Origin of the sequence: Sphingomonas flavalba, from assembly GCF_004796535.1 — a bacterium.
Taxonomy (GTDB): Bacteria; Pseudomonadota; Alphaproteobacteria; order Sphingomonadales; family Sphingomonadaceae; genus Sphingomonas_L; species Sphingomonas_L flavalba.
Window position 1 is genome coordinate 153,713 of the sequence record NZ_SPHY01000004.1, and the last position, 25,641, is coordinate 179,353.

The following is a 25,641-nucleotide window of genomic DNA, read 5'->3' on the forward strand; positions in this document are numbered from 1 at the left end:
CGGCCCGCAAGATCCCGGCATGCGCCGGGATGACGGCGGAGGCTAACGGCCGGCGCGGCGGCTGGCGAAGAAATCCCGGAGCAGGGCCGCCGCCTCCGCCTCGCCGATGCCGGGGTAGACATCCGGCCGGTGGTGGCAGGTCGGCTGGGCGAAGATTCGGCCGCCATGCTCCACCGCGCCGCCCTTCGGATCGGGCGCGGCGTAGTAAAGCCGGGCGATCCGCGCATGGGCGATCGCGCCGGCGCACATCGCGCAGGGCTCCAGCGTCACATAAAGCGCGCAATCGGTCAGCCGCTCCGCGCCCAGATGGGCGGCGGCAGCGCGGATCGCGAGGATCTCGGCATGGGCGGTCGGGTCGTTCAGCCGGCGGGTGGCATTGGCGCCGCGGCCGACGACTGCGCCGTCATGCACCACGACGGCGCCGACCGGCACCTCCCCCGCCGCGCCCGCCTCCCCCGCCAGCGCAAGCGCGATCCGCATCGGTTCGGGCAGGGGAAAGCCGTTCACAGCAGCGCGTCGAGCAGGCCGATCAGCGGCTTGTCCGCCGGCGGCATCGCCAGACCGTGCAGGGCGAGCGGGCGCACCCATTTCAGCGCCGGCGCCTCGCGCGGCTCCGGTATGCCGCGCCATTTGCGGCAGACATAGAGCAGCAGGATCAGGTGGCGGCCGCCGAGCGGCGCGCTGGCGAAGGCGGCGGGGGCGAGGCAGGCCTGATCGGTGGCGATGCCAAGCTCCTCCGCCAGCTCGCGGATCAGCGCCGCTTCCGGGGTTTCGCCCGGCTCGACCTTGCCGCCGGGGAATTCCCACAGCCCGGCCATCGCCTTGCCCTCCGGCCGCTGCTGGACGAGGACGCGGCCGTCGGCGTCGACCAGCGCCGCCGCGACCACCAGAAGTTGATCCGTTCCGCTTTCCATGCCGGCGCTCATAAGGCTTTTTTAACGCCCCGGGCCATAGCGTCGTGGCGCTTTGGAACAGCATATGATCGGATACCACCATGCGTGGACTTGTCGGACGCGTCGCCCGCGACCTGCGTGGTGCGACCGCGATTGAATACGGCCTAGTCGCCGCGCTGATTTCGCTCGGCATTCTTGGGTCGCTTACGGCATTCGCCGGTACGTCCATCGACATATGGGCGCGCGTCGCCGCAAAGTTCGCCACCGGGTAACCATTTATTAATGGTGTTTACTTGCGGCGCTTAAGTTTTTCTCAACCAGCTCCCCTCTAGAGGCTTCATTGCGGCTTGGAATCGATTTTGAAGCCGCCGGGTGACAGTCACTTTCGACCAAGGAGATCGGTTATGAAGCTTATCCGCAACATTCTCGCCAACAAGAAGGGCGCGACCGCCATCGAATACGGCCTGATCGCCGCCCTGATCGCGATCGCCGCGATCACCGCGATGACCAGCCTCGGCAGCCAGTTGAACCTGACGTTCACGAAGGCCACCACCGAGATGGCGAAGAGCAACTGATTTCGCCGGGTTCGCCAGAACCCGCGCCAATCGGCAGGACGGGGCGTCGGAACGATCCGGCGCCCCGTTTTGCGTGGGCCGACGCCGCGCCCGTCCTGCCGGCGGACACCGGCATCCCCGACACGAAGCGGGTCCCCGCCGGGATCCTGGCTTGCGCCAAGACGACGACGGGGCTGTTCATATTCGTCGCGCGGCGCGCTAAGGCCCGGCGATGGCCGCGCGCTCCCGCTCCCGAAAATCCGTTCCCGCCCGCATCCTCCGCCTGCTGCTGAAGGCGGTGCTGTGGTTCGTCGGGCTGAGCCTGCTCTGGGTCACCGCCTATCGTTTCGTGCCGCCGCCGTTCACCGTCACGATGATGGGCGACGTGCTGGGCGGGCGCAGCGTCACCAAGGATTGGCTGAGCCTGGCGCGAACCGACCCGAACATGGCGCGCGCCGCGATCGCCGCCGAGGATGCCAAATTCTGCAGCCACCACGGCTTCGACGTCGACGCGATCGCCGCGGCGATGAAGCGCAACGCGCGCGGCGGCCATGTGCTGCGCGGCGGATCGACGATCAGCCAGCAGACGGCGAAGAACGCCTTTCTGTGGCAGGGCGGCGGCTTCTTCCGCAAGGGGCTGGAGGCATGGTTCACCCTGCTGATCGAGACGATCTGGGGCAAGCAGCGGATCATGGAAGTCTATCTGAACATCGCCGAGACCGGTATCGCCACCTATGGCGTCAACGCCGGGGCGCAGCGCTATTTCGGCCATAACGCGACACGGCTGAGCGTAACCGAGGCGAGCCGGATCGCCGCGGTGCTGCCGCTGCCCAAGAAGCGGCCGGGCGCCACGCCGACCGGCTATACCCGCCGCTACGGCAACGCGATTTCCCGCCGCGTCGGCATCGTCCGGCGCGACGGCCTGGATAGCTGCGTACGCTGAGCGCCTCCGTCATTGCGGGCTATCCGCCGCTGGCGCGGATACAAGGCAATCGCTTGAGCGCCAACCCGAAAGGCAGACAGTGGCGCGCCACTCCGCGAACGAGGATAGCTTTCTTTGCCAAATCGAGATGGCTTCCCGACTTTGGCGGGCGCCCGCCCTCGCCCCCGCTGAAACATCTGGATATGGTCGGAACATGATCGATTCCAGGCGATTCTCGTGAAATTCGAATCGGATGAGACGCGACCCTTTTCGAGCCCTACGCGGCAGGCCGTCAACGCGCGAGTATCCGTATCGCCCGGACAGATGACGCCGGCGCTGACCGACAGCCGAACTCGCTATCGAATTTTCGTCGTCGATCTCAACAATTTCGCTACTTTCCCTACCCTTGCCGTCGGCATTCTCATCGCGGCGCTACGGAAAGCCGGCCACGATGTCTCCCTTCTGGTACCGCTCGCCTGCGATATTCCCACGCACGAGCGGGAACGACGCGAGTGGTGGCCGGACCACATGATGCGGCGGATTCATTTGTCGACATCACCGGCGTGGCGGATACCGCGCGACTTGCTGCGTTCCGCCCGCTACCATTTTCGGCAACGGCCCCATGCAAGAGTATTGCGAGAGGTTGGAAAGGCGCTGGAAGCGAAGCCTGATCTTCTGATGCTGTCGGCCTACCTGCAACATTATCAGACGATCGTTCAGATCGGAAAGCTCGCGCTGAAAGCGAAGATTCCGATGCTGCTCGGCGGGCCAGCCTTCAATTTGAACGAGGTGGCCGAGGCCTGGCGAACGATCCCCGGGCTGACGGCGATCTATGGCGGCGAAGCCGATCTGGTTGTTCCCGAACTGGTGGAAGCGATCGGCACCGACGAAGACCTGCTGCGTTTCGACGGCGTGACGCTGCCCGACGGGCGCAGCAGCGGTGCCGCTGCCCCCTTCCGGGCGCTCGACCTTTCTCCGGTGCCTGATTTCTCGGATTTCCCCTGGGATCGCTATCGGGTGCCAATCATCCCGGTCATGACCGGGCGGGGTTGCCAATGGGGAAAGTGCAATTTTTGCAGCGATGTCGTGTCGGTGAACGGGCGCACATATCGAACCCGCAGCCTGGAGTCGGTCCTGCATGAGCTACGCGAGCAGTCCCGTCGCTACGCGACGGCGAACTTCACGTTTCTCGATCTCAAGCTGAACAGCAATCCCCCACTTTTCCGTGGAATTGCGGAGCATATCCAGGAGGCGGCGCCCGGTGCCCAATGGATCGGCACCGTGCACGTCGATACTCGCGCCGACAACGGCCTTTCCCGGCAGGATTTGCGCGCCGCCGCGGCAAGCGGCATGCGCCGCGTGAGTTTCGGCCTGGAAAGTGGCAGCCAGCATATGCTCGATCTGATGGACAAAGGGGCTTTGGTGGCCGCGAATTCGGCATTCATCCGCGAAGCGCACGAGGCCGGCATTTCGGTCCGGTGCACGATGTTCAAAGGCTATCCGGGCGAAACCGCCGATGATCTGGAGCAGACAGCGAGTTTTCTTGAGGCGCATCAGCCGTATCTTGACCGGGTGCGGTTCAACGATTTTTCGATCCTTGAGAATACGCCCATCTGGCATGCCGTGCATAATGGGGCACTGCCAGACCTTGCCGTATTGGGCCATCAACGGACGCTCGGCCGCGTACGCTATGCTAATCATGGCGCGGAAGGTGCGGCCTATCGACGCGCGAAAGCGAAGGTGCTGCGCGCGGTCTTCGCGATCAACCGGCGGAGGCTTCGCTCGGAGGCCCAGATGTTTGACGGGATGATGTGATGCCGTTTGAAAGGCGACACGCAACTGGCATCGCGCGACAATGACGGACGCCGCCGCTACAGCGCGTGACGGAATCGTGGCAACGCCCTTGGTCTCGCTCGTCCTGGTCAGCTGGAACACATGCGCGCTGACGATGGAATGCCTGGCATCGATCGCCGCGTCGCCCGCGACGATCGACCATGAGATTGTACTCGTCGACAACGGATCGGTCGACGGGACGGCAGCGGCCGTCCGCGCAGGCTATCCGACGGTTCGCGTGGTAAGAACGGAAACCAATCTCGGCTTCGCGGGCGGTGCTAACAGTGGCGCAGCCGTGGCACGGGGCGAATTCCTGCTGTTCCTCAATACCGACACCATCGTTTCGGCCGGTGCCATTGACACGCTCGTCGCCTTCGCCCTCGCCTATCCGGAAGCCCGGCTGTGGGGCGGTCGGACAATCAATCTCGATGGATCGGCAAACCTCGCTTGCTGCTGGGCCGCACCAACGCTGTGGAGCATATTCTGCATCAGTTTCGGGCTCACCGCCCTTTTCCGCAACAGTCGGTTGTTCAACGTTGAATCCTATGGCGGATGGCAGCGGGACAGCGTCCGCGAGGTTGCCATTATCTCCGGTTGCTTCCTGCTGATCGGCAAGACATTTTTCGACTCTGTCGGCCGATTCGACGACAGCTTCTTCCTGTATGGCGAGGATGCCGACCTGTGCTTTCGGGCGCGCCTGAACGGAGCCAGGCCACGGTTCACACCGCACGCGACGGTCACGCATCTCAGCGGTGCGAGCAGCCGCTCCGAGGACATGCTCACCTATTTATGGAGCGCCCGGCTGGAGCTGATCCGTCGCCAATCGGGGGCGATCAGCGGAGCGTTGGCAGCGAGAATGATGATAGGCGGGAGCCTGCTGCGCTATTGGCGCTACGCCGTGGCTGCGCGACGGTGCCAAGACGCAGCCGCGCAGCGAGAAGTGTGGAAGCTCGTATGGACGCGCCGGGCGCTTTGGTCACGCGGCGTGATCGGCCGGCCGTTGACTGGTTGATAGCGAGGCAAGCGCCGCGGCGATACCTGTGTCCAAAGCAACCTGCCGGCCGGCCAGCCACCGCCGCCTATCCGCCAGTTTGGGCGGACGCGGCATGAGCAAGGCGGCCGCAAACTCTATCGCATCGTCCGCTTCCCACACGTCGGCGGGGACGGCGCCGATCAGTGCGATCGCCTGTCGCGAAGCCACCACTGGCCGCCCGGACGCGATCGCATCGAGCAGCTTCAGATTGGCGCCGGCCACTGCCAGCGAGGGCACCGCCACACAGCGACCGCGACGAAAAAATGCGGAGACATCGGCGACCGGCCCGAAAAAGCGGACCCCCGGCGGCGCCGGTTGCCGACGAGTATCCACCGCGCCGCCGACATCGATACGCCAGCCCGGCGGCAAGCGCGGGCAAACCTGTTCCAAAAACCAGCGAAGAGCCATCGCATTCGGTTCCCAGCGCCAGTTCCCAAGCAGCACTACGTCCGAACAAGGTGCCTCGGCGGCTGGCGGACCCTCGCAACCGGGTCGGGCGAGCGGCGGCAACACCCGTACCTTCCCCGCTCCATGGCGTGTCAGAGCCGCTTCATCCGTCGCACTGAGACACCAGGTTTCAAGCGCTGCGCGGACCAACGCGCCTTCGACACGCGCCATCATCCTTGCCTCACGCGCGTAGAGCCAGCGCGGGATGCCATACACGGCCTGTGCGAGCGCCGCGAAGACGGCGCTTTCCTCCTGATGGGAAAGGTGAATGAACGGCGTCTCGCCAATTACACGAGCAGCCCAACCCATTTGTGCATGGTCGATGATCACAAGATCCCAGCGCCGTTCACGGATCAGCGCGGCAATGCGGCGCACATAGTGGCGCGAATACCACTTCTCTACGGTATAGGGGCGGCCAACAAGTGCGCGCAGCCCCCACCACAATGCCCGCAACGGCGCTTGCCGTGTCTCGATCGGGTGTATGCCGAGACCTATCTCCCCCTGCCCCCGGGACGCGGTGCTGCGATCGAAGCCGATGACTTGAACGTCGGCACCATTGCGCCGCAAGCCGTCGATGACCGCTTGCGTCCAGACTTCTCCGCCATTTGCCTGCCCGGCCGGCAATATCGTCGTGATGACCAGGATATGCATGGCACTTCGGCGATCTGGTTATCCCGATGCGGCAGGTCGCGTACGCTCACGCGAGCCGGCGTGGGCATGCCGCAACATTGCCGCGATCAGAACGGCAGCTTGAAGCCCGGCGGCAGGGGGAGGCCGCCTTTCAGCTTACTCATCTCGTCGTTGGAGACGGCATCGGCCTTGGCGCGCGCGTCGTTGAAGGCGGCGACGACCAGGTCTTCCAGCATCTGCTTTTCCGACACGGCGAGCAGGGAGTCGTCGATCGCCAGGCCGATGATCCGGCCCTTGGCGCTGGCGCGGACCTTGACCAGGCCGCCGCCCGACGCGCCTTCCACCTCGATCGTGTCGAGCCGGGCCTGCGCCTCGTTCATCTGCGTCTGGATGGTTTCGGCCGCTTCCTGCGCGGCCCGCATCATCTTTTCGATATCCATGTCATGCACTCCTGGCGTCGGGCGGCCTGTAGTCGATCAGCTCGGCGTCTGGAAAGGCATCCAGCGCCGCGCGGACCAGCGGCGCCGCAAGAATCGCATCGCGCGCGGCGGTTTCGGCCGCGCGCTGCTGGTCGAGCAGGGTCGGTTCGGCCGCCCCGTCGTCGGTGGTGATCGTCCAGTCGGCACCGGTCGCCGCCTTCAGCGCGGCGGCGAGCTCGCGGTTGAAATCGCTGGGCAGCGGCCGCGCCGGGCGGATCGCAAGCACCGGCGGCGCATAGCGCTGCAGCCCGACGCAATCATGCAGCTGCAGCGCCAACTGGCGGCGGCCGCCGCGTTCGACGAGGTCGACCAGCGCGCGGAAGTCAGCGGGAAACCGCGCGGCCGGCGCGTCCTCCGGCGCCGGTGGCGGCACGGATGACGCGGCCGGCGCCGCGGGGGCCGCACCGGCCAGCCGTTCCGCCAGCGCGCCGGGATCGGGCAGGCCGGAAGCATGTATGACCCGGAGCAGCGCCATTTCCGCCGTTTCCAGCGGCAGCGCGGCGCGGACGGTTTCGTCATGGCCCTTGAGCAGCAACTGCCACAGCCGGTGGAGCGCGGCGAAGGACAGGCCGGCCGCCCAATCGGCATAGGCCTGGCGTTCCTCGTCCGACTGGGCAGGGTCGCCGGGCGTGCCGACCCGGCGCAGGGTGACGCCGTGGACGATTTCAAGCAGCGCGCGCAGCACCGCCGCCGGTTCCACCCCCATGTCGTGCTGGGCGCGCAGCGCGGCGAGCGCCTCCGTCGCCTGGCCGGCGAGCAGCACCGCGAACAGCCGGCGGATCGCGCCGCGATCGGACAGGCCGAGCATATCGCGCACCTGCGCGGCGGCGACCATGCCGCTGCCCTCCGTTCCGGCATGGGCGATCGCCTGGTCGAGGATCGACAGGCCGTCGCGCGCCGACCCTTCCGCCGCCCGCGCGATCAGCGCCAGCGCCTCCGGCTCCGCCGGCACGCCTTCCGCCCCCGCCACCCGGCCGAAATGGGCGGCGAGCTGGTCGGCGCTGATCCGGCGCAGGTCGAAGCGCTGGCAGCGCGACAGCACCGTCACCGGCACCTTGTTGACCTCCGTCGTCGCGAACAGGAACTTGACGTGGGCCGGCGGCTCCTCAAGCGTCTTGAGCAGGCCGTTGAACGCCGCCTTCGACAGCATATGGACCTCGTCGATGATGTAGATCTTGTAGCGGGCGGAGACCGCCGCATAGCGCGCCGCCTCGATGATCTCGCGGATGTCGTCGATGCCAGTGTGGCTGGCGGCGTCCATCTCGATCACGTCGATATGCCGGCCCTCGGCGATCGCCCGGCACGGTTCGCACTGGCCGCACGGGTCGATCGTCGGCCCGCCCTGCCCGTCCGGCCCGACGCAGTTCAGCGCCTTGGCGATCAGCCGCGCCGTCGACGTCTTTCCAACGCCGCGCACACCGGTGAGTAGGAAGGCATGGGCCAGCCGGCCGTTGCGGATGGCGTTGCCCAACGTCTGCACCATCGCGTCCTGGCCGATCAGCTCGGCGAAGGTCTGCGGGCGATATTTGCGCGCGAGGACGCGATAGGGTTGGGATTCGGCCATCCGGGAACCCTTAGAGTCTGATTCCCCTGTGTGGAAGCGGCGGCTTGTGTGGACGCGGCACGGCACGGCCGCGACGGGATGGATGTATAAGAGGGGGGCAGGTGGGAGCCGGAACGACCCGACACGAAATCGTTGCGGCTGCTTCCTTCCGGACCTGACCGGGTTGGCGACGGCGCCGTCCGCCCGACTCCCAGCCGCCATATGGAGGCTCCCGCGCGCCGGCGCAAGCTGTCCCAGGATGGGACCCGTGCACCGCAGAATGTCGCGCCTGTACAATACAAAAACATGAACAAAAGCTAACGAAAAGTTAACGAGAGCCAAGGTCGCCCCGCCCAATCGTCCAAGCACACCAATTTAGGGGAATACGTATGTCTTCGAGTAAATTCCTTCGCCGCACGGCGATGGCCGCCGCGCTTGCCGTTGGCGTTTCCGCCGTCCCGGCCAGTGCCGCGACCCTTGAGCTGGCCCTCGCCATCGACGGTTCGGGCAGCATCTCGGCCAGCAATTTCGCGCTGCAGCGCGATGCCTATGTCAGCGTGCTGAGCGATCTGAGCGTGCTGCCGCGCGACGGGTCGGTCGCGATCGGCGTCTATCTGTTCTCGTCGAACGTCCAGACCGTGTTCAGCTTCGCCGAGATCACCGCCGCCAACCACGGCGCGCTGATCGCCGCCGTCCAGGCCATGGTCCGCCCCGCCGGCAACACCAACATCGCCGGCGCGATCACCACCGCGACCAACGACATCTTCAGCAACAGCATCTCCTCTGATCGCCAGCTGATCGACGTGTCGACCGACGGTGCCAACAACATCGGCAACCTGGCCAACGCCCGCAACGCCGCGATCGCGGCCGGCATCGAGCAGGTCAACTGCATCGGCATCGGCAACGGCGCGAATTGCAGCAACGTGATCGCCGGCACCGGCGCCTTCTCGCTGCAGGCCAACAACTTCGAGGATTTCGAAGCGGCGCTGCGCAAGAAGATCGTCCGCGAAGTGACCGGCGGCGTGCCGGAGCCGACGACCTGGGCGATGCTGATCGCCGGTTTCGGCCTGATCGGCGGCGCGATGCGCCGGCGCCGGATGACCACCGCGGTCACCTTCGCCTGAGCCGGGCCTGATGGCGGCCGTGCCCCCGCTTCGGCAGGGGGCACGGCCGCTTTTCCTTGTCAGCGGCCCTGCATGTTGCGGCTTTCCGCCGGGATGCGGACGGTGAGGTCCGCCAGGCCGGCGTCGAGGTGGATCTGGCAGGCGAGCCGGCTGGTCCGCGTCGCCCCGGCAGCGAGGTCGAGCATATCCTCCTCCATCTCGGTTGCCGGCGGCAGCTTCGCGAAATCGGCCGCGTCGACGATGACGTGACAGGTCGAACAGGCCATCTGGCCCTCGCAGGTCCCCTCCAGCGGCTGGCCGTCCGCCTGGGCGATGTCGAGCAGCCGGGCGCCGGGCGGCGCCTCCACCTCCCGCGCCGAGCGGCCGTCGGCGCTGACGAAGCGGACGCGGGTCACGCCGCCACCCGCTGCGCCGTGGCGGCGGCATCGATCAACGCCAGCGCCCGGGCCAGTTCCTCCGGCGACGTGTAGCGCCCGAAGCCGAGGCGGATGCTGGCGCGCGCCTGCCGGTTGTCCAGCCCGAGCGCGCGCAGCACATGGCTGGGCCGGCCCGAACCGCTGGCACAGGCGGAGCCGGCGGAAAAGGCGACATCGCGCACCGCCGAGATCAGCCGCGCGGAATCCACCCCGTCACGGCGGATGTTGAGATTGCCGTGGTAGCGCCGCTCCGCATCGCCGTTCAGCGTCCAGCCGGGCAGCGCGGCCAGGGCCAGCGCCCAGAGTTCGGCAACATGCGCCCGGTCGTGCGCCGCATGGGCGCGCAGCAGCCCGGCGGCGGCGCCGAAGCCGGCGCACAGCGCCGGGGCCAGCGTGCCGGAGCGCAGGCCATATTCCTGCCCGCCGCCGTGGATCAGCGGCGCGATCTCCACCCCGTCGGCGATCCACAGCGCGCCGATGCCCTTCGGCCCGTGGACTTTGTGGGCGGAGACGGCGACCATGTCGGCGGCCGGCACCGGCACCCGGCCGAAGCCCTGCACCGCGTCGCACAGGAACAACGCCCCGGCGGCGCGGGCCAGCTCCGCCAGCGCCGCGACGGGCTGAAGCACCCCGATCTCGTTGTTGACCAGCATCACCGCGACAATGGCGGTGTGTTCATCGATCGCCCGCCGCGCTTCGTCGAGCGAGACCAGCCCGGCGGCGTCGACACCGAGCAGCACCGGTTCAAACCCCTGCCCGCCGAGCCAGGTGACACTGTCGAGCACGGCGGCATGTTCGGTCGCGACCGTGACGATGCGGCGGCGCCCCGGGGCGGCGGTGGCGGCGGCGCCCTTCAACGCGGTGTTGATCGCCTCCGTCGCGCCGCCAGTGAACAGCAGCCGGCCGCCGGGCAGGGCCAGCGCGGCGTGGACGGCATCGCGCGCCGCCTCCACGGCCGCACGCGCCGCCCGGCCCATGCGGTGCGCCGAATGCGGGTTGCCGAACGCCTCGCCGAGCCAGGGCAGCATCGCCGCCCGCGCTTCCGGCGCCAGCGGGGTTGTCGCCTGATAGTCGAGATAGATGGGCATGGTCATGCCGCGCGGGCGCGGGCGTCGGCGGCGATCCGCTTCCATTGTTCAAGGAAGCGGTAGACGTCGGCGCGGCTGGTGTCGGGGCCGAAGCTGACCCGGATCACCTCGCGCGACGCCGCTTCGTCCCAACCCATCGCGGCCAGCACATGGCTCGGCTTCAGCGTGCCGGACGAGCAGGCGCTGCCGGCGGACACCGCGATGCCGGCAAGGTCGAACTGGATTAGCTGGGCGGAAGCGGCGACACCCGGCATCCGGTAGGAGGCGATCGCCGGCGAGCGTTCGCCGCGCCGCGCCACCGCCTGGCCGCCCGCCGCCTCGACCGCGCCGTCGAGATGGGCGCGCAGGTCGCGGGCGCGGTCGATCCAGCCGCGCGGCGCCTCCAGCGCCGCAGCCATCGCCAGCGCGCCGGGCAGATTCTCCGTGCCGGGGCGATAGCCCTGCTCCTGCCCGCCGCTTGGGCTGAGCAGCGCGAAATCGCTTACCAGCAGCGCGCCGATCCCCGGCGGGGCGCCGAATTTGTGCCCGGACAGCGCGATCAGGTCGGCGGGCGGCAAGGCCAGCTTGCCGGCCGACTGGGCGCAGTCGGCGAACAGCAGGCCGCCGGCGGCGCGCACCGCCGGCGCCAGATCAGCGAGCGGCTGGACAACGCCGGTCTCGCTGTTGACCGCCTGGATCGCAACCAGCGGCCGCTTCGCGCCGAGCGCGCCGAGCCGGCCGACCAGCGCATCGCGGGCGACGGTGCCGTCGGCCTGCACCGGCAGGAAGAACGCCTGCGGCACCACCCGGTGGACGGCATCATGCTCCACCCCGGAGACCAGCCGCGCATCGGCGTCGGTGCGGGTCAGCGCGATATGGATCGCCTCGCTGGCGCCGCTGGTGAAGATCAGTTCGCCACTCCAGTCGAGCGCCGCCTTGATCCGCGCGCGGGCAGCCTCCAGCGCGGCGCGGGCCGCCCGACCCTCGCCATGCGGGGACGAGGGATTGGCCCAGTGCGCGACCCCCTCCGCATAGGCGGCGGCCGCCGGCGCGGTCACCGGCGTCGTCGCGGCGTGATCGAGATAGAGGCGGGTGGTCAAGGCGGTTCCCAAAGATTGCGAATTTCACCCCCACAATTATATAGGCTTTCTCCCCCGCGCCACCCGCGCGGCGCCATTCTGTCCTTTTTCGTTCAGCAGGTGCGATGCCCGAAGTCATCATCCCCGGCCCCGAAGGCCGCCTCGAAGGCCGTTTCAGCCCACCGCCGCGCCCGCGCGCGCCGGTGGCGATGATCCTCCACCCCCACCCGTCGAGCGGGACGATGAACAACCACATCGTCCAGGCGCTGTACCAGACGTTCGTCCGGCGCGGCTTCGCGACGCTGCGGTTCAACTTCCGCGGCGTCGGCAAGAGCCAGGGCAGTTTCGACAACGGCATCGGCGAGTTGTCCGATGCCGCCGCCGCGCTCGACTGGGTACAGAGCTTTCACCCGGAGGCGCAGACGACATGGATCGGCGGCTTCAGCTTCGGCGCGTGGATCGGCATGCAGTTGCTGATGCGGCGGCCGGAGGTGCGCGGCTTCATCTCGATCGCGCCGCCCGCCAATATGTATGATTTCACCTTCCTCGCCCCCTGCCCGTCATCGGGCATCATCATCCAGGGCGAGGCGGACGAGGTGGTGACGCCGTCGGCGACGCAGAAGCTGGTCGACAAGCTACGGACCCAGCGCCACATCACCATCCATCACGACGTGATCCCGCGCGCCAACCATTTCTTCGAGCACGAGATGCCCGACCTGATGCGCAGCGTCGACAATTACCTCGACATGCGGTTGGCGCCGGATTCGCCGATCAAGTGATTTAGAGCCTGTCCGCTTCAGGCGGCACCGGCCCTCTCCCCCACCCGGCCTCCCAACGACAGTATCCTGAAATGGGAGGCCGGGTGGGGGAGAGGGCCGGTGCCGAATTCCGCTTCAAGCGGACAGGCTTCAGCAACAGAAAAAGGGCGCCGCCGGTCCCCCACGAACCGGCGGCGCCCGTATCGCCGGCCTTCAGGCGCAGGTGACGGGGGTGCGTGTCCGTTTCCGCATCCCGGCACCGATCATGCCGAAGCCGGCGACCAGCATCGCCCAGGTCGCCGGTTCCGGCACGCCGCCGATGACCGGCGGCGAAAGCTGGGCGGTGAAGCCGATATTGTTGAAATCGACCTCTCCGTTGCTGCCGCTCAGCACCGCGTTGACGTAGCGGACCCGCGACGGGAAGTTCAGCGTATAATCTTCCGGGATGATCGGCCCGCTCGCGCCGTTGCGGCCGAGGCGCGGCGATTCCGTCAGCGTGCCGACCTGGTTGCGAGCGGCGTCGTAGAAGGTGAACACGATCGTATCGACGCTGTACTGGTTGGTCAGGTAGTTCCAGAAATGCAGCGTTGTCAGGTCATATTCGGCCTGGAAATCGAAATCGAGCTCAAGCGGGCCGCCGCTGACCCAGATATGGGTGCCGTTGCCGCCGGAGCTGTGCACTTCCTCATAGGTCGCGCTCGGCGCGTCGATGATGTTGGCCAGCGCCCTGGCGATCGAGATGTCGACGAACGGCCCCCTGGATGGATTGGCGGCGACCTGCGCGGCGTGGCTGGCACCCAGCGCGACGGTGATGTTGTCCTTGTTGAGGTAGACCGGTTCGGCGGTCGCCGCGCCGCTGGCCAATACCGCCAGCGACACCGCAGCGCCGCCGGACAACAGACGAAAAACCTTCATGCTACACCCCTTCCCCTCTCGGCATGCCGGCAACGGCCAGCTATGGTTTAAGCGGCGGAAACCAAGCCGGCGGGTCAGCCGCGGCATCGGGAAAAATGGCCTGTGCCAGATTGACACGAAAACGCAGAGGCGCGGAGCGGAAGCGGCGTCGCTCCCAAGCGGCCGATCGCTAGACCGACCAGATCAGTACGTTGCCGAACAGCACCAGCGCCGCGACCAGCATCAGCCAGCCGCGCTTGCGGTCCTGACCGGTGCGCAGCAGGTAGACGCCGCCGATGATCAGCGCGGCGGCGACCAGCATCACCACGCTCAGCACCGCCGCGAAGCCGCCGCCGATCATTGCCCGATCATCCGGCAGAAGGTGGCGGGATCGACATTGCCGCCCGACAGGATGACGAGGGTGCGATCGACCGGCGGCACCGCCCCGGCGAGGACGGCGGCGAGCGCCACCGCGCCGCCCGGCTCGACGACCAGCCGCAGCCGGGCGAAAGCCTCCGCCATTGCCGCGCCGATCTGCGCCTCGCTGACCGAAACGCCGCGCGCGCCGCGCGCCAGCAAGATGTCGAAGGTGATCGGATCGGTGCGGAAGGTCTGGAGGGCGTCGCAGGCGGTTGGCGGCGCCGGCGTCTCGACCGGCAGGATGGTGCCGGCCGCCAGCGAGCGGCCCATATCGTCCCACCCCTCCGGCTCGACGACGACGATCTCCGCGTCCGGCAGGGCGAGCGCGATGCCGGCGGACAGGCCGCCGCCGCCGCACGGCACGACGACCCGCGCCGGCGGTTCCGGCATCTGGGCCAGCGCCTCCAGCCCGGCGCTGCCCTGCCCCTCCACCACCCACGGATCGGCGAAGCTGGGCACCAGCGTCGCGCCGCGCTCGGCGGCGAGCGCCGCCGCGATCGCCTCACGGCTTTCGCTCAGCCGGTCGTAGAGGATGATTTCGGCGCCTAGCGCGCGGGTTGCAGCCAGCTTTGCCGCCGGCGCGTCACGCGGCATGACGATGGCGGCGGCAATGCCAAGCCGCCGCGCCGCCCAGGCGACGCCCTGGGCGTGATTGCCCGATGAAAAGGCGACGACTCCGCGCGCGCGGGCCGCCGCATCGAGGTCGGTGAGTCGGTGCCAGGCGCCGCGCAGCTTGAACGCGCCCATCGGCTGCAGCGATTCGGCCTTGCACCACAGCGGACCGTCGGCGCGGTCGAGCGTGAGGAGCGGTGTCGGCGGAACGACTTTCACGATTTTTTCCAGTGCCTTGACGACACCGACGCGAGTGGGTTGGCGCGGGCTGATCACCGGCCTCTCCTGAATGATCGGGTGGGGCGATTCAATCCCTTTACAGGGGGGGACGCTATTTCTATATCGCGCGTCCGCTGCCCCAAGGGACTTCCACCGCAAGGCAGCTTTGTCGAGACACTGTCCCCCGGAGGTCCCTTGAGTTGCACAAGCATCATAGCGCGCTGGGGCTAGCTGCCGCCCTGCGGCCGGTTCAGCCGGTCACGCTCGTTCGCCCGCACGCCGCCCGGCGCGCGGCCCGCTTCTTCGTCGAGAAGTTTCCGGGCCGGACGCTGTACGCGGTCAAGGCGAACCCGTCCCCCGACCTGCTGCGCATCCTGTGGGATGCCGGCGTCACCCATTATGACGTCGCCTCGATCGCCGAGGTGCGGCTGGTGGCGCGTACGCTGCCGCAGGCGACGCTGTGCTTCATGCACCCGGTGAAGGCGGAAGAGGCGATCGCCGAGGCCTATTTCACCCACGGCATCCGCACCTTCTCGCTCGACAGCCTGGACGAGCTCGAAAAGATCATGCGCGCGACCGACGACGCGACCGACCTGACGCTGTGCGTCCGGCTGCGGGTGTCGTCCGAGCACAGCAAGCTGAGTCTCGCCGCCAAGTTCGGCGCCGCGCCGGACGAGGCGAAGGCGCTGCTGTTTGCAGCGCGGCAGGCGGCGGATTCGCTTGGCATCTGCTTCCACGTCGGATCGCAGGCGATGACGCCGGAGGCCTATGCCGAAGCGATGGAGCGGGTGCGCGCGGCGATCGTCGAGGCGGCGGTGACCGTCGACGTGGTCGATGTCGGCGGCGGCTTTCCCTCGGTCTATCCGGGTATGGAGCCGCCACCGCTGGAGCGCTATTTCGAGACGATCCACCGGGCGTTCGAAAGCCTGCCGGTCAGCTATTCGGCCGAGCTGTGGGCCGAGCCGGGCCGGGCGCTGTGCGCCGAATATTCGTCGCTGATCGTCCGCGTCGAGAAGCGGCGCGGCGACGAACTGTACATCAACGACGGCGCCTATGGCGCGCTGTTCGATGCGGCGCACGTCGGCTGGCGTTTTCCGGTCACCCTGCTGCGCGAACCGGATTCGGAGGCGCGGCCGATGCCGTTCAGCTTCTACGGGCCGACCTGCGACGACCTCGACCACATGGTCGGGCCGTTCATGCTGCCCGCCGACACCCGCGCCGGCGACTATCTGGAGATCGGCATGCTCGGCGCCTATGGCGCGGCGATGCGCACCGGCTTCAACGGCTTCGGGTCGGACGAGACCCACGAGGCGGAAGACGAGCCGATGGCGTCGCTCTACCTGAACGAAGCGGCGGTCGAGGTTCCGTCCAACGTCGTCACGCTGTAACAGGCCCCGATGATTGTCACGCCGGCGCAGGCCGGCATCCGCCCGCACGGGCGCGATGCCGGCCTGCGCCGGCATATATCACGTTCGAATTTGCTGGAGATTTGTGATGACCGAGCCCGTCAACGACACCCGCAAGGCGGAATTGCTGTCGACCACCGTCGAGCATGTCGACATCCGCAGCTTCGACGCGCGGCCGATCATCGATTCGATGGGCAAGATGAGCTTCACCAGCCGCGACCTGGCCCGCGCCACCCGCATCTACAACCAGATGCTGGAGGACAAGGACTGTTCGATCTTCCTGGTCATCGCCGGGTCGACCTCCGCCGGCGGCTGCATGGACCTGTATGCCGAGTTGCTGCGCTCGAACATGATCGACGGCGTGGTCGCGACCGGCGCGTCGATCGTCGACATGGATTTCTTCGAAGGGCTTGGCCACAAGCATTATCAGGCGCTCGAGGTGCCGGACGACAACACGCTGCGCTCGCTCTACATCGACCGTATCTACGACACCTATATCGACGAGGAGCAGCTTCAGGACTGCGACAACACGATCTTCGCGATCGCCGAGGGGCTGGACCCGAAGCCCTATTCCAGCCGCGCCTTCATCCGCGAGATGGGGCGTTATCTGTCCGCGCACGGCAAGAAGGACAACAGCCTGGTCAGGCTGGCGTTCGAGCATGACGTGCCGATCTTCTGCCCCGCCTTCGTCGACTCGTCGGCCGGCTTCGGGCTGGTCAAGCACCAGGTGGAGCGCGCCAAGGCGGGCAAGCCCTATATGGTGCTCGACGCGGTCGCCGATTTCCGCGAGCTGACCGACATCAAGATCAAGGCGGGGACCACCGGCCTGCTGATGATCGGCGGCGGCGTGCCGAAGAACTTCATCCAGGACACCGTCGTCTGCGCCGAAATCCTTGGCCATGAGGGCGTCGAGATGCACAAATACGCCGTGCAGATCACCGTCGCCGACGTGCGCGACGGCGCCTGTTCCTCCTCGACGCTGCAGGAAGCGGCAAGCTGGGGCAAGGTCGACACCGCGCTCGAGCAGATGGTCTATGCCGAAGCCGGCAGCGTGATGCCGCTGCTCGCTTCCGACGCGTGGCACCGCGGCGCGTGGAAGGACCGGCCTAAGCGCGCCTGGGGCAAGATTTTCGACTGACCGTTACGGCCTTGCATCGGCCGGGTGATGCGCGCACCCTTCCCGCTTCCTGAGGGGGGAGGGTACCGATGCCTGCCGAAATTCTGCAACCGGTCGCGGTTCTTGTCGCCTGGTCGCTGGTGATGTGGGGGTGGATGTATGCCACCCGCATCCCGGCGATGAAGAAGGCGCGGGTCAGGCTGGACCCGACGCTGCCGCCGGGCACGCTGACCAGCACATTGCCGCCCGAGGTCCGCTGGAAGGCGGACAATTACAACCACCTGATGGAGCAGCCGACGATCTTCTACGCCGTCGCGCTGCTGCTGGCGGTGGCGGGCGCCGGCGACGGCCATATCGCGCATATCGCCTGGGCCTATGTCGTCCTGCGCATCGCCCACAGCATCGTCCAGGCGGTGTGGAACCGGATCATGGTCCGCTTCGCGATCTTCACCCTGTCGACGCTGTGCCTGATCGTGCTGGCGGTCCGCGCGCTGGCGGTGGTGTTCTAAGCCCCCGACTCCCGCGCGATGGACGGCGTTTCCGAAGATCGCCAAGCGTTTCAATGGGGTATGGTTAACTCATTCTTGACGACTCGATCGGGTCGGCAGTAGCCTCCCTCGCTTGGTGGGTCGCTCGACATAATGAGTTCGACCGTTGCCTGCGATGACGGCCGTCCGATTGGAAAGAGCCGCCGCGCTCCCAGCGATCGTTCGCATCCGAACAGGTGGGAGAACAAACGTGAAAATCATCGGAACAACCAGCGCCCTTGCCGTGGCCGGGGGACTGGCCATGCTGGCGGCCGCGGCCGCCCCGACGCAGGCAGCGACCTATGTCGGCACCGTCATCGCATCCGGGCTGGACAATCCGCGCGGGCTCGCTTTCGGGCCGGACGGCGCCCTCTACATCGCCGAGGCCGGCGCGCTCAATCCCGGCGGCCCGACCACGATCGGCGGCGAAGGCGCACCCGCCGCTTTCGGCACGACGGGCGCCATCACCAAGGTGTCGGGCGGGACGCAGACGCGGATCATCACCGGCCTGCCGGCATTCACCAACACCGTTACCGGCGCGGCGAGCGGACCGCAGGACATCGCCTTCTACAATGGCACCGGCTATTTCGTCGTCGGCCTGGGCACCAATCCGTCCAAGCGCACGAACGAGCTGGGGGCGGCGCCTGAAGCGGCGAACCTTGCATCACTCTACGCGTTCGACGGGGCGACCACGACCAAGATCGCCGACCTCGGCGCCTATGAACTGGCCAACAATCCGACCGGCGACCAGATCGACAGCAACCCCTATCACCTGACCGCCGGGCCCGGCGGGCTGCTGGTGACCGACGCGGGCGGCAACTCCCTGCTGGCCGTCACCGACACCGGGGTCGTTTCCACCGTTGCGACCTTCCCCGCCAACGGCGGTCCCGACGTGGTACCGACCGGCATCGCGGTCGGCCCGGACGGCGCCTTCTACGTCGGTCAACTGACCGGCTTTCCGTTCACGCCGGGGTCGGCCGACATCTTCCGCATCGACCCGCTGACCAATACCAGGACCGTCTACGCCACCGGCTTCACCAACATTACCGACATCGCGTGGGGAAGCGACGGCAGCCTCTACGCGTTACAGTTTCCGCTGACCGGCGGGCTCGGGTCGATCGAGCGGCTGAACGGCGACGGCAGCCACAGCACGATCTTCGGCGGGCTGATCGCGTCGACCGGGCTTGAGATCGGGCCGGACGGCGCCTTCTACGTCACCCAGTTCAGCGCGTCGCCGGGCACCGGCCAGGTGCTGCGGATCGCGCAGGTGCCGGAGCCGGCAAGCTGGGCGATGCTGATCCTCGGCTTCGGGCTGATCGGCGGGGCATTGCGCCGGCATCCACGCGCGCGCGTGCGCTGGGCCTGAGCCTATCGGCGGCCGGGCGTGGCCCGACCGCGGGCCAGACCGGATCCTGCCCTACTCGCTTACAGGGCGTGCGAAGGCGGCGCACAGTTCCACGTGCGTCGACCAGCGGAACTGGCCGACCGGGGTGATGCCGGTCAGGCGGTAGCCGCCGGCGACAAGCACCGCCGCGTCGCGGGCGAAGCTGGACGGATTGCATGAGACATAGGCGATCGCCGGCACCCGCGACGACGCGAGCTGGGCGACCTGCTCGGCCGCGCCGGCGCGCGGCGGATCGAGAACGACGGCGGCGAAACGGTCGAGGTCAGCGGTCATCAGCGGCCGACGATAAAGGTCGCGATGCTCGACCGCCAACGGGCGCCCGGCGGCGCCCACCGCCGCCTTCAGCGCCAGCACCGCGTCGCGCCCCGCCTCCGCCGCGTAGACGCGGCCGGGCAGCGCCAGCGCGAAGGTGCCGAGGCCGGCGAACAGGTCGGCGACCGTCGCCGCCCCGTCGACCGCCGCCTTCACCGCCGCGACCAGCGCCGCCTCGCCATCTGCCGTCGCCTGCAGGAAGGCATTGTGCGGCAGCGGCACGGCGACGCCGCCGAGCGTGACGGTCACCGGCTGCGGCTCCCACCGAGTCTGCGGGCCGTAACCGTCGTCGATCGCCAGCCGGGCGAGCGCGTGGCGGGCGGCGAAATCGGTCAGCGCCTCCGCCGCCGCCAGCCCGTCCGCCGCGACCTTGGCGAGCAGCAGGTCGACGCCCTGATCGGCGAGCGTCATCCGTACCTCCGCGCCGCGCCGGTCGGCGAGCAGGCCGCCGAGCAGCGTGCGCAGCGGCGCGACCAGCGCAAACAGTTCGGGCGCCAGGATCGCGCATTCCGCCATGTCGACGATACGGTGGCTGCCGCCCTCGCTGAAGCCGATCAGCACCCGTTTCCCGCGCCGCTCGGCGCGGAGCGACGCGCGGCGGCGGCTGTGCGGCGGCGACAGATGGGTCGGCGCGAAGGGCGGCGCCGGCACGCCCTGCGCCGCCAGCGCGCCGGCGATGCGGTCAGCGACGAACCGGGCCTGGCTGAGCATGTCGAGATGTTGGAGCAGGCAGCCGCCGCAGGTCGGGAAGTGGCGGCAGACCGGCGCGACGTGATGCGGGCCGGCGACGACGATGCCGTCCTGCAGCCGGTCGCCCGGCGCGGCGAGCGGCGCGTGGCGGCCGTCGGCGGTGACGCCGTCACCGCGCGCCGCGACGCGGACGATCAGGTCGGCATCGCTCACAGCGCGGCGCCGAGCGCGGCGGGCAGGCGGGCGACGAGCGCGTCGGCGACGAAGGCCGGGTCGGCGCGGCGGGCCGCCTCGCCATGCAGCCAGACCGCAGCCTCCGCCGCCGCCAGCGGGGCAAGGCCGCGCGCCAGTTGCGCGGCGACGATGCCGGCGAGCACGTCGCCGGTGCCGGCGGTCGACAGCCAGGGCGACGCGCCGCCGGCGATCCGCACTGTGCCGTCCGGCGCGGCGATGACGGTGTCCGCCCCCTTGGCGATGACGACGGCGTCAGCGCGGGCGGCGGCGGCGCGGACTCGGTCGATCTTCGAACCCGGGAGCGCGCCGAACAGCGCGGCGAATTCGCCGTCATGCGGGGTCAGGATGGTGGGCGCGGCGCGGCCGGCGACCGCCTGTGGCGTCACCTGCCGCAGCGCATCGCCGTCGAGGACCAGCGGCGCCGCGGCGGCGAGCGCGGCGGCGAGCGGCGCGGCGCCATCCGCGCCAAGGCCGGGGCCGACGAGCAGCGCGCCAAGACGGTGGTCGGCGACCGCCTCCGCCAGCGCATCGGCCGGGCGGGTGACGATGGCATCGGGCAGGCCGCCGCCACCGGTGCCGAGCAACAGCACATAGCCGGCGCCGGCATGGGCAGCGGCGTTGGCGGCAAGCCGGGCGGCACCGGGCATCGCCCCGCCGACGACCGCGACGAGGCCGCGGGTGTATTTATGGTCGGCGGGCGACGGCGGGGCGAGCGCCGGGCGGGCGACGGTGTGAACGGCGGACGGGGCCGACAGGCCGATGTCGGCGACGAACAGCCGGCCGCAATGGCCGGCGGCGGGCTGGAGCAGATGCGCCGGCTTCAGCGCGCCGAGCGCCAGCGTCGCGGTGTAGCGCGGCACCGCGCCAAGCAGCGCGCCGTCATCCGTGACCACGCCGCTCGGCACGTCAACGGCGATGCGGTGGCGCGCCGGAACGGCGAGCGCTGCCTCCACCCCAGCGGACAGCGGACGGGTAAGACCGGTGCCGAACAGCGCGTCGACGATCAGGAAGGCGTGGCCGGCCGCCGCCAGCGGCACCACTGACCCGGTCCAGCGGTTTCGCGCCGCGCGGGCGGCATCGGTTGCCGGGTCGGCGAGGGCGGCGACGGTGACCGGGGCGCCGCGCTCGCCCAGGATACGTGCCGCGACATAGCCGTCGCCGCCGTTGTTGCCGGGGCCGCAGAGGATCAGGATCGGATGATGGGCCCCGGCGATCCGCCAGGCTAGGTCGGCGACGGCGCGCCCGGCCCGTTCCATCAGCACCGTCACGCTGGTGCCGGCGGCGATCGCCGCCGCTTCCGCCGCGCGGGTCTCCGCGGCGGTCAACACCGGGAGGCCAGCCATGCTCAGCGCCTCCTGACCGTTGCCGGCAGCCGGTAGCGGTCGCCGCCGATCGCCACCTCGATCTCGCCCGCGCCGACGATGCTGACTTCGGCCGCCTCGGCGCCATCCGCCGCGACGACGCCGCGCCCATCGCCGGTGACCAGCAGCCGGTGGAAGCCGCCGCCGGGATTGCGGACGGTCAGTTCCAGCCCGTCCGCGCCAACCCGGCGTTCAAGCGTGCAGGCGGCGGCGAAACTCTCCGCGCCGGCGGGGGCGCAGGCCAAGGCGCCGTCGCGCGCGGCGGACGCCGCCGGCTCCGGCCCGTTGCAGCCGCCGAGCGCCAGCGCCGCAGCCGCCGCGACGAGGAACGACGCGCAATCAGATGTCGGCGTAGACATGGGTTTCGGACCGCGCCCCCGGATGCGTCAACGCACCCTTATAGGCCGGGCCGACATTCTGCGCATAGCGCCACAGCGCGCCGGACTGATAGTCGTTGCTGCGCGGCGCCCAGCGGGCGCGGCGTTCCGCCAGCACATCGTCCGCCACCGCCAGGTCGATGGTGCCGGCTACCGCGTCGATACGGATGATGTCGCCGTCCTCAACCAGAGCGATTGGCCCGCCGACCGCCGCTTCCGGCCCGACATGGCCGATGCAGAAGCCGCGCGTGCCGCCGGAAAAGCGGCCGTCGGTGACCAGCGCCATCTTCTCGCCCAGCCCCTGCCCGTAAAGCGCGGCGGTGGTCGACAGCATTTCGCGCATTCCCGGCCCGCCCTTCGGCCCTTCGTAGCGGATGACGATGACCGAGCCTTCGGCGACGGTGCGCGCCTCGACCGCCTCGAACGCATCCTCCTCGCAATCGAACACCCGCGCCGGGCCTTCGAACGCCAGCCGGTGCATACCGGCGACCTTCACGATCGCGCCGTCCGGCGCCAGCGAGCCGCGCAGGCCGACGACGCCGCCGGTCGGCGACAGCGGCGCGCGCGCGTCGTGGATCACCTTCTGGTCCGGGTTCCACGTCACCTGATCGATATTCTCGCCCAGCGTCTTGCCGGTGACGGTGATGCAGTCGCCGTGGAGCAGCCCTTCGGCGAGCAGCGTCTTCATCAACATGTAGACGCCGCCGGCCTCGTGCATGTCCTTTGCGACATATTGGCCGCCGGGCTTCAGGTCGGCGATATAGGGCGTGGTCTTGAAGATCTCCGCCACGTCGAACAGGTCGAAATCGATGCCCGCCTCGCTCGCCATCGCCGGCAGATGCAGGCCGGCATTGGTCGATCCGCCGGTCGCGGCGACGACGCGCGCCGCGTTCTCGAACGCCTCGCGCGTGCAGATCGTGCGCGGGCGCAGGTTGGCGGCGAGCAGGTTCATTACCTGCCGCCCGGCGGCGCGGGCATATTCGTCGCGCGCGCGGTAGGGCGCCGGCATCATGTTGCTGTTGGGCAGCGACAGGCCGATCGCCTCCGCCACGCAGGCCATGGTGTTGGCGGTGTACTGCCCACCGCAGGCGCCGTGGCCGGGGCAGGCGACCTTTTCCAGCGCGGTCAGCTCGCTGAGCGGGCAGCCGCCGGCGGCGTGGCGGCCGACCGCCTCGAACACGTCGATGACGGTCACGTCGCGGCCCTGCCAGGTGCCGGGCAGGATCGACCCGCCATAGACGAAGATCGCCGGCACGTTCAGCCGCAGCATCGCCATCATCATGCCGGGCAGCGACTTGTCACAGCCGGCAAAGGCGAGCAGCGCATCGTAACAATGGCCGCGCATGCTGAGTTCAACCGAATCGGCGATGACCTCGCGGCTGACCAGCGACGCCTTCATCCCCTGATGGCCCATCGCGATGCCGTCGGTGACGGTGATGGTGTTGAACCGGCGCGGGGTGCCGCCGCCCTCGATCACGCCGTCGCGGGACGCGTCGGCCTGCATGTCGAGCGTGGTATTGCACGGCGCGCTGTCGTTGCCCGCCGACACGACGCCGACGAACGGCCGGGCGATCGCTTCCGCATCCAGGCCCATCGCATAGTAATAGCTGCGGTGCGGCGCCCGTTCGGGGCCGACCGAGACGTGGCGGCTGGGGAGCCGCGCCTTGTCGAATGTCTGTGTCATCGCGCACGCCTATGTCCCCACCGGGGGGAATTACGCAAGTCTGTTGCGTACTATCGCGATGATCGGCGCAAGGATTTCGGCCCAGCGGGCAATACCGGCGGCATCGGCCAGCCCGTCGTTGCGGATTTCCAGCGCCAGATAGGGAATGGCATGCGCCTCCGCATGGCGGTTCATCGTCGCGTTGAGCAGCTTGCCCGAATAGGGCTGGTTGTCGCCGACGGTAAAACCGGCCTCCGCCAGCAGAGAGAGGGCGATGCGGGCGGCGCGGTCGTCGCGGTTATAGAGCAGCCCGACCGGCCAGGGTCGTGGTTCGCCGCCCTGTGCCAGCGCCGGAGTGAAGCTGTGCACCGCGACGATCAGCGCCGGGCGCGCGGCGGCGATATCGGCGGCGATGGCGGCGTGATAGGGCGCCCAGAACCGGTCGAGCCGCGCCTGGCGCGCTGCCACCGACAATCCGGTATTGCCGGGGATGGCATGGCCGTCGCTCGCCGCCGGAATGGCGCGGGGATCGTCCGGGTCGCGGTTCAGGTCGACGACGAGGCGGGACAGGGTGGCAAGGAACGCCGCCGCCCCCAGTCGCACGGCCAGCGCGCGGGCCAGCGGATCGGCGCCGATGTCGACGGCGATATGGGCGGTGAGCAGCGCGTCGGGAATGCCGAGCGCCACGTCCGGCGGCACCGCCGCGCCGGCATGGTCGACCAGCAGCAGGATATCGCTGCCGTCCGTCGAGCCGGGCAGATGATCGAACCAGGGCGGCGTCGGCATCTAATCGAATTCCGGCGTCCGGCGGGCGTGGAAGGCGGCAAGGCCGGCGGCGAAATCCGGCCCGCCGAATGCCGCGTCGAAGGCGCGGTCGTGATTCTCGCCGGCGTCGTCGCCGGCGGCGGCCAGCCCGTGCTTCAGCGCCGCAACGCTGGACGGGGCGTTGGCGGCGATCGCGGCAGCGAGCTTTTCGGCCTGCGCGGCGCCACCGGCAAGCTCCGCAAGGCCGATGCGCAGCGCCTCGTCCCGGTCGATCGCCTCCGCCGCCAGCAGCAGCCGCGCCGCCTGCCCTTCACCGACCAGCGCGCGCAGCCGGGCGATGTCGGCAAACGGATAGCTGATGCCCAGCCGCGCCGGGGTTACCGCGAAGCGCGCGGCCGGGCCGGCGACGCGGATGTCGCAGGCGATGGCGAGCGCGACGCCCGCGCCGAAACAGTCGCCGTCGACCAGCGCGATCACCGGCACCGGGCTGGCGCGCAGCGCGTCGAGCCCGGCGCGCATCACATTGCGGAACGGCAGCCGCGCGGCGGCGTCCTCGTGCAGCGCCGCCAGTTCGTTCAGGTCCGCGCCGGCGGAAAAGCTGCCGGCCACGTCGGAGGCGAGCAGGATCACCCGCGCCCCGCCCCGCGCCGCCTGTTCGACCAGTGCGGGCAACACCCGCCAATCGTCGCCGCGCACGGCGTTGCGGCGGCGCGCGCGCGCCACCGTCAGCCGCGCAACATGGCCGTCAAAGGCAAGATGGAACAGTGCGTCGTCGGCGGCGGCAGCGCGCGCCGTCGTCACCAGGCCATCCAGCGCCGCCGGTTCACCGCTCATGCCGATACCCCCCGGCCGCACGGAAAG

At 69.1% G+C, this 25,641-nt stretch carries 28 protein-coding genes and 1 other RNA gene; 11 read left to right on the forward strand and 18 right to left on the reverse strand.

Going from position 1 to position 25,641, the window contains the following annotated elements; translation table 11 throughout:
- Positions 1-42: 42 nt before the first annotated feature.
- On the reverse strand, positions 43-480 hold the full coding sequence (locus tag E4A53_RS06120) for a nucleoside deaminase (protein WP_136162285.1): 438 nt from the start codon (positions 478-480) through the stop codon (positions 43-45).
- Positions 481-503: 23 nt separating this feature from the next.
- On the reverse strand, positions 504-926 hold the full coding sequence (locus tag E4A53_RS06125) for a (deoxy)nucleoside triphosphate pyrophosphohydrolase (protein WP_420822608.1): 423 nt from the start codon (positions 924-926) through the stop codon (positions 504-506).
- 68 nt (positions 927-994) lie between these two features.
- Here E4A53_RS06125 and E4A53_RS06130 point away from each other — a divergent pair, with 68 nt between their 5' ends.
- The 5 genes from E4A53_RS06130 to E4A53_RS06150 all read left to right on the forward strand — a co-directional run bounded on the left by E4A53_RS06130 (position 995) and on the right by E4A53_RS06150 (position 5,214).
- Positions 995-1,165: a Flp family type IVb pilin gene (locus E4A53_RS06130; protein ID WP_136162212.1), complete on the forward strand. Its 171-nt coding sequence runs from the start codon at positions 995-997 to the stop codon at positions 1,163-1,165.
- Positions 1,166-1,297: 132 nt separating this feature from the next.
- Positions 1,298-1,468, forward strand: a complete 171-nt coding sequence (locus E4A53_RS06135) for a Flp family type IVb pilin (protein ID WP_136162213.1) — start codon at positions 1,298-1,300, stop codon at positions 1,466-1,468.
- 211 nt (positions 1,469-1,679) lie between these two features.
- A complete protein-coding gene (gene mtgA, locus E4A53_RS06140; RefSeq protein WP_136162214.1) occupies positions 1,680-2,390 on the forward strand; it encodes a monofunctional biosynthetic peptidoglycan transglycosylase in 711 nt (236 codons plus the stop codon).
- 303 nt (positions 2,391-2,693) lie between these two features.
- Complete coding sequence (locus E4A53_RS06145) at positions 2,694-4,184, forward strand: B12-binding domain-containing radical SAM protein (RefSeq protein ID WP_136162215.1); 1,491 nt, start codon at positions 2,694-2,696, stop codon at positions 4,182-4,184.
- A 40-nt stretch (positions 4,185-4,224) separates the two neighbouring features.
- A complete protein-coding gene (locus E4A53_RS06150) occupies positions 4,225-5,214 on the forward strand; it encodes a glycosyltransferase family 2 protein (RefSeq protein ID WP_136162216.1) in 990 nt (329 codons plus the stop codon).
- Here the strand turns inward: E4A53_RS06150 and E4A53_RS06155 are convergent.
- From E4A53_RS06155 to ffs, 4 genes are all read right to left on the reverse strand, one after another.
- A complete protein-coding gene (locus tag E4A53_RS06155; protein WP_136162217.1) occupies positions 5,179-6,333 on the reverse strand; it encodes a glycosyltransferase in 1,155 nt (384 codons plus the stop codon). The genes E4A53_RS06150 and E4A53_RS06155 overlap by 36 nt on opposite strands.
- An 86-nt stretch (positions 6,334-6,419) precedes the next feature.
- Positions 6,420-6,752 carry a YbaB/EbfC family nucleoid-associated protein gene (locus E4A53_RS06160; protein ID WP_136162218.1) on the reverse strand — a complete coding sequence of 111 codons (333 nt, stop codon included), beginning with the start codon at positions 6,750-6,752 and terminating at the stop codon, positions 6,420-6,422.
- Between the two features lies 1 nt (position 6,753).
- Entirely contained in the window at positions 6,754-8,355 is a 1,602-nt protein-coding gene (locus E4A53_RS06165) for a DNA polymerase III subunit gamma/tau (RefSeq protein ID WP_136162219.1), read from the reverse strand.
- Between the two features lie 97 nt (positions 8,356-8,452).
- An RNA gene (gene ffs / locus E4A53_RS06170) (signal recognition particle sRNA small type) lies at positions 8,453-8,550 on the reverse strand.
- Between the two features lie 173 nt (positions 8,551-8,723).
- On the opposite strand from ffs, the gene E4A53_RS06175 reads away from it, so the two are divergent.
- Positions 8,724-9,458: a DUF1194 domain-containing protein gene (locus E4A53_RS06175; protein ID WP_136162220.1), complete on the forward strand. Its 735-nt coding sequence runs from the start codon at positions 8,724-8,726 to the stop codon at positions 9,456-9,458.
- Between the two features lie 59 nt (positions 9,459-9,517).
- Here E4A53_RS06175 and E4A53_RS06180 read toward each other — a convergent pair whose 3' ends face one another.
- The 3 genes from E4A53_RS06180 to E4A53_RS06190 are packed head-to-tail and all read right to left on the reverse strand — an operon-like array spanning position 9,518 to position 12,041.
- Positions 9,518-9,853 (reverse strand): 2Fe-2S iron-sulfur cluster-binding protein, encoded by a 336-nt coding sequence (locus tag E4A53_RS06180; protein WP_136162221.1) that lies wholly within the window; start codon positions 9,851-9,853, stop codon positions 9,518-9,520.
- The gene (locus tag E4A53_RS06185; RefSeq protein ID WP_136162286.1) at positions 9,850-10,962 is read right to left on the reverse strand and encodes a cysteine desulfurase family protein; all 1,113 of its coding nucleotides are present in this window, start codon (positions 10,960-10,962) and stop codon (positions 9,850-9,852) included. The genes E4A53_RS06180 and E4A53_RS06185 overlap by 4 nt, the downstream gene beginning before the upstream one ends.
- A 2-nt stretch (positions 10,963-10,964) precedes the next feature.
- Positions 10,965-12,041 (reverse strand): cysteine desulfurase family protein, encoded by a 1,077-nt coding sequence (locus E4A53_RS06190; protein WP_136162222.1) that lies wholly within the window; start codon positions 12,039-12,041, stop codon positions 10,965-10,967.
- Between the two features lie 104 nt (positions 12,042-12,145).
- Between E4A53_RS06190 and E4A53_RS06195 the strand changes: the two genes are divergently transcribed.
- Complete coding sequence (locus E4A53_RS06195) at positions 12,146-12,799, forward strand: alpha/beta hydrolase (protein WP_136162223.1); 654 nt, start codon at positions 12,146-12,148, stop codon at positions 12,797-12,799.
- A 192-nt stretch (positions 12,800-12,991) separates the two neighbouring features.
- Here the strand turns inward: E4A53_RS06195 and E4A53_RS06200 are convergent, their stop codons facing one another.
- The 3 genes from E4A53_RS06200 to E4A53_RS06205 all read right to left on the reverse strand — a co-directional run bounded on the left by E4A53_RS06200 (position 12,992) and on the right by E4A53_RS06205 (position 14,923).
- Complete coding sequence (locus E4A53_RS06200; RefSeq protein WP_136162224.1) at positions 12,992-13,693, reverse strand: PEPxxWA-CTERM sorting domain-containing protein; 702 nt, start codon at positions 13,691-13,693, stop codon at positions 12,992-12,994.
- 169 nt (positions 13,694-13,862) lie between these two features.
- Positions 13,863-14,033, reverse strand: coding sequence for a hypothetical protein (locus E4A53_RS14605; protein WP_168694321.1), 171 nt, complete (start codon positions 14,031-14,033; stop codon positions 13,863-13,865).
- Complete coding sequence (locus E4A53_RS06205) at positions 14,030-14,923, reverse strand: threonine ammonia-lyase (protein ID WP_420822609.1); 894 nt, start codon at positions 14,921-14,923, stop codon at positions 14,030-14,032. Before E4A53_RS06205 ends, E4A53_RS14605 begins: the two co-directional genes overlap by 4 nt.
- 200 nt (positions 14,924-15,123) lie before the next feature.
- On the opposite strand from E4A53_RS06205, the gene E4A53_RS06210 reads away from it, so the two are divergent.
- The 4 genes from E4A53_RS06210 to E4A53_RS06225 all read left to right on the forward strand — a co-directional run bounded on the left by E4A53_RS06210 (position 15,124) and on the right by E4A53_RS06225 (position 19,339).
- On the forward strand, positions 15,124-16,311 hold the full coding sequence (locus E4A53_RS06210; protein WP_136162226.1) for a type III PLP-dependent enzyme: 1,188 nt from the start codon (positions 15,124-15,126) through the stop codon (positions 16,309-16,311).
- A gap of 106 nt (positions 16,312-16,417) precedes the next feature.
- The gene (locus E4A53_RS06215) at positions 16,418-17,467 is read left to right on the forward strand and encodes a 1,9-bis(guanidino)-5-aza-nonane synthase (protein WP_136162227.1); all 1,050 of its coding nucleotides are present in this window, start codon (positions 16,418-16,420) and stop codon (positions 17,465-17,467) included.
- A gap of 68 nt (positions 17,468-17,535) precedes the next feature.
- Entirely contained in the window at positions 17,536-17,955 is a 420-nt protein-coding gene (locus tag E4A53_RS06220) for an MAPEG family protein (protein WP_136162228.1), read from the forward strand.
- Between the two features lie 280 nt (positions 17,956-18,235).
- On the forward strand, positions 18,236-19,339 hold the full coding sequence (locus E4A53_RS06225) for a ScyD/ScyE family protein (RefSeq protein WP_168694322.1): 1,104 nt from the start codon (positions 18,236-18,238) through the stop codon (positions 19,337-19,339).
- 51 nt (positions 19,340-19,390) lie between these two features.
- On the opposite strand, the gene E4A53_RS06230 is transcribed toward E4A53_RS06225, so the two are convergent.
- From E4A53_RS06230 to E4A53_RS06255, 6 genes are read right to left on the reverse strand one after another with little or no spacing between them, the layout of a single operon-like run.
- Positions 19,391-20,593 carry a class I SAM-dependent RNA methyltransferase gene (locus E4A53_RS06230; RefSeq protein ID WP_136162230.1) on the reverse strand — a complete coding sequence of 401 codons (1,203 nt, stop codon included), beginning with the start codon at positions 20,591-20,593 and terminating at the stop codon, positions 19,391-19,393.
- The gene (locus tag E4A53_RS06235; RefSeq protein ID WP_136162231.1) at positions 20,590-21,957 is read right to left on the reverse strand and encodes an NAD(P)H-hydrate dehydratase; all 1,368 of its coding nucleotides are present in this window, start codon (positions 21,955-21,957) and stop codon (positions 20,590-20,592) included. The genes E4A53_RS06230 and E4A53_RS06235 overlap by 4 nt, the downstream gene beginning before the upstream one ends.
- 2 nt (positions 21,958-21,959) lie before the next feature.
- Entirely contained in the window at positions 21,960-22,334 is a 375-nt protein-coding gene (locus E4A53_RS06240) for a hypothetical protein (RefSeq protein WP_239018157.1), read from the reverse strand.
- Positions 22,315-24,036 (reverse strand): dihydroxy-acid dehydratase, encoded by a 1,722-nt coding sequence (ilvD, locus tag E4A53_RS06245; RefSeq protein ID WP_136162232.1) that lies wholly within the window; start codon positions 24,034-24,036, stop codon positions 22,315-22,317. The genes E4A53_RS06240 and ilvD overlap by 20 nt, the downstream gene beginning before the upstream one ends.
- A 30-nt stretch (positions 24,037-24,066) precedes the next feature.
- Entirely contained in the window at positions 24,067-24,801 is a 735-nt protein-coding gene (locus E4A53_RS06250) for an N-formylglutamate amidohydrolase (protein WP_136162233.1), read from the reverse strand.
- Positions 24,802-25,614, reverse strand: a complete 813-nt coding sequence (locus E4A53_RS06255; protein ID WP_239018158.1) for an enoyl-CoA hydratase/isomerase family protein — start codon at positions 25,612-25,614, stop codon at positions 24,802-24,804.
- Positions 25,615-25,641: the final 27 nt, after the last annotated feature.

Excerpts from the sequence above, each read along its gene's own strand:
- E4A53_RS06120 (WP_136162285.1), bottom strand. The coding sequence starts at position 480 with ATGCGGATCGCGCTTGCGCTGGCGGGGGAGGCGGGCGCGGCGGGGGAG.
- E4A53_RS06125 (WP_420822608.1), bottom strand. The coding sequence starts at position 926 with ATGAGCGCCGGCATGGAAAGCGGAACGGATCAACTTCTGGTGGTCGCG.
- E4A53_RS06130 (WP_136162212.1), top strand. The coding sequence starts at position 995 with ATGCGTGGACTTGTCGGACGCGTCGCCCGCGACCTGCGTGGTGCGACC.
- E4A53_RS06135 (WP_136162213.1), top strand. The coding sequence starts at position 1,298 with ATGAAGCTTATCCGCAACATTCTCGCCAACAAGAAGGGCGCGACCGCC.
- mtgA (WP_136162214.1), top strand. The coding sequence starts at position 1,680 with ATGGCCGCGCGCTCCCGCTCCCGAAAATCCGTTCCCGCCCGCATCCTC.
- E4A53_RS06145 (WP_136162215.1), top strand. The coding sequence starts at position 2,694 with ATGACGCCGGCGCTGACCGACAGCCGAACTCGCTATCGAATTTTCGTC.
- E4A53_RS06150 (WP_136162216.1), top strand. The coding sequence starts at position 4,225 with ATGACGGACGCCGCCGCTACAGCGCGTGACGGAATCGTGGCAACGCCC.
- E4A53_RS06155 (WP_136162217.1), bottom strand. The coding sequence starts at position 6,333 with ATGCATATCCTGGTCATCACGACGATATTGCCGGCCGGGCAGGCAAAT.
- E4A53_RS06160 (WP_136162218.1), bottom strand. The coding sequence starts at position 6,752 with ATGGATATCGAAAAGATGATGCGGGCCGCGCAGGAAGCGGCCGAAACC.
- E4A53_RS06165 (WP_136162219.1), bottom strand. The coding sequence starts at position 8,355 with ATGGCCGAATCCCAACCCTATCGCGTCCTCGCGCGCAAATATCGCCCG.
- E4A53_RS06175 (WP_136162220.1), top strand. The coding sequence starts at position 8,724 with ATGTCTTCGAGTAAATTCCTTCGCCGCACGGCGATGGCCGCCGCGCTT.
- E4A53_RS06185 (WP_136162286.1), bottom strand. The coding sequence starts at position 10,962 with ATGCCCATCTATCTCGACTATCAGGCGACAACCCCGCTGGCGCCGGAA.
- E4A53_RS06195 (WP_136162223.1), top strand. The coding sequence starts at position 12,146 with ATGCCCGAAGTCATCATCCCCGGCCCCGAAGGCCGCCTCGAAGGCCGT.
- E4A53_RS06200 (WP_136162224.1), bottom strand. The coding sequence starts at position 13,693 with ATGAAGGTTTTTCGTCTGTTGTCCGGCGGCGCTGCGGTGTCGCTGGCG.
- E4A53_RS14605 (WP_168694321.1), bottom strand. The coding sequence starts at position 14,033 with ATGATCGGCGGCGGCTTCGCGGCGGTGCTGAGCGTGGTGATGCTGGTC.
- E4A53_RS06215 (WP_136162227.1), top strand. The coding sequence starts at position 16,418 with ATGACCGAGCCCGTCAACGACACCCGCAAGGCGGAATTGCTGTCGACC.
- E4A53_RS06220 (WP_136162228.1), top strand. The coding sequence starts at position 17,536 with ATGCCTGCCGAAATTCTGCAACCGGTCGCGGTTCTTGTCGCCTGGTCG.
- E4A53_RS06225 (WP_168694322.1), top strand. The coding sequence starts at position 18,236 with ATGCTGGCGGCCGCGGCCGCCCCGACGCAGGCAGCGACCTATGTCGGC.
- E4A53_RS06235 (WP_136162231.1), bottom strand. The coding sequence starts at position 21,957 with ATGGCTGGCCTCCCGGTGTTGACCGCCGCGGAGACCCGCGCGGCGGAA.
- E4A53_RS06240 (WP_239018157.1), bottom strand. The coding sequence starts at position 22,334 with ATGTCTACGCCGACATCTGATTGCGCGTCGTTCCTCGTCGCGGCGGCT.
- ilvD (WP_136162232.1), bottom strand. The coding sequence starts at position 24,036 with ATGACACAGACATTCGACAAGGCGCGGCTCCCCAGCCGCCACGTCTCG.
- E4A53_RS06250 (WP_136162233.1), bottom strand. The coding sequence starts at position 24,801 with ATGCCGACGCCGCCCTGGTTCGATCATCTGCCCGGCTCGACGGACGGC.
- E4A53_RS06255 (WP_239018158.1), bottom strand. The coding sequence starts at position 25,614 with ATGAGCGGTGAACCGGCGGCGCTGGATGGCCTGGTGACGACGGCGCGC.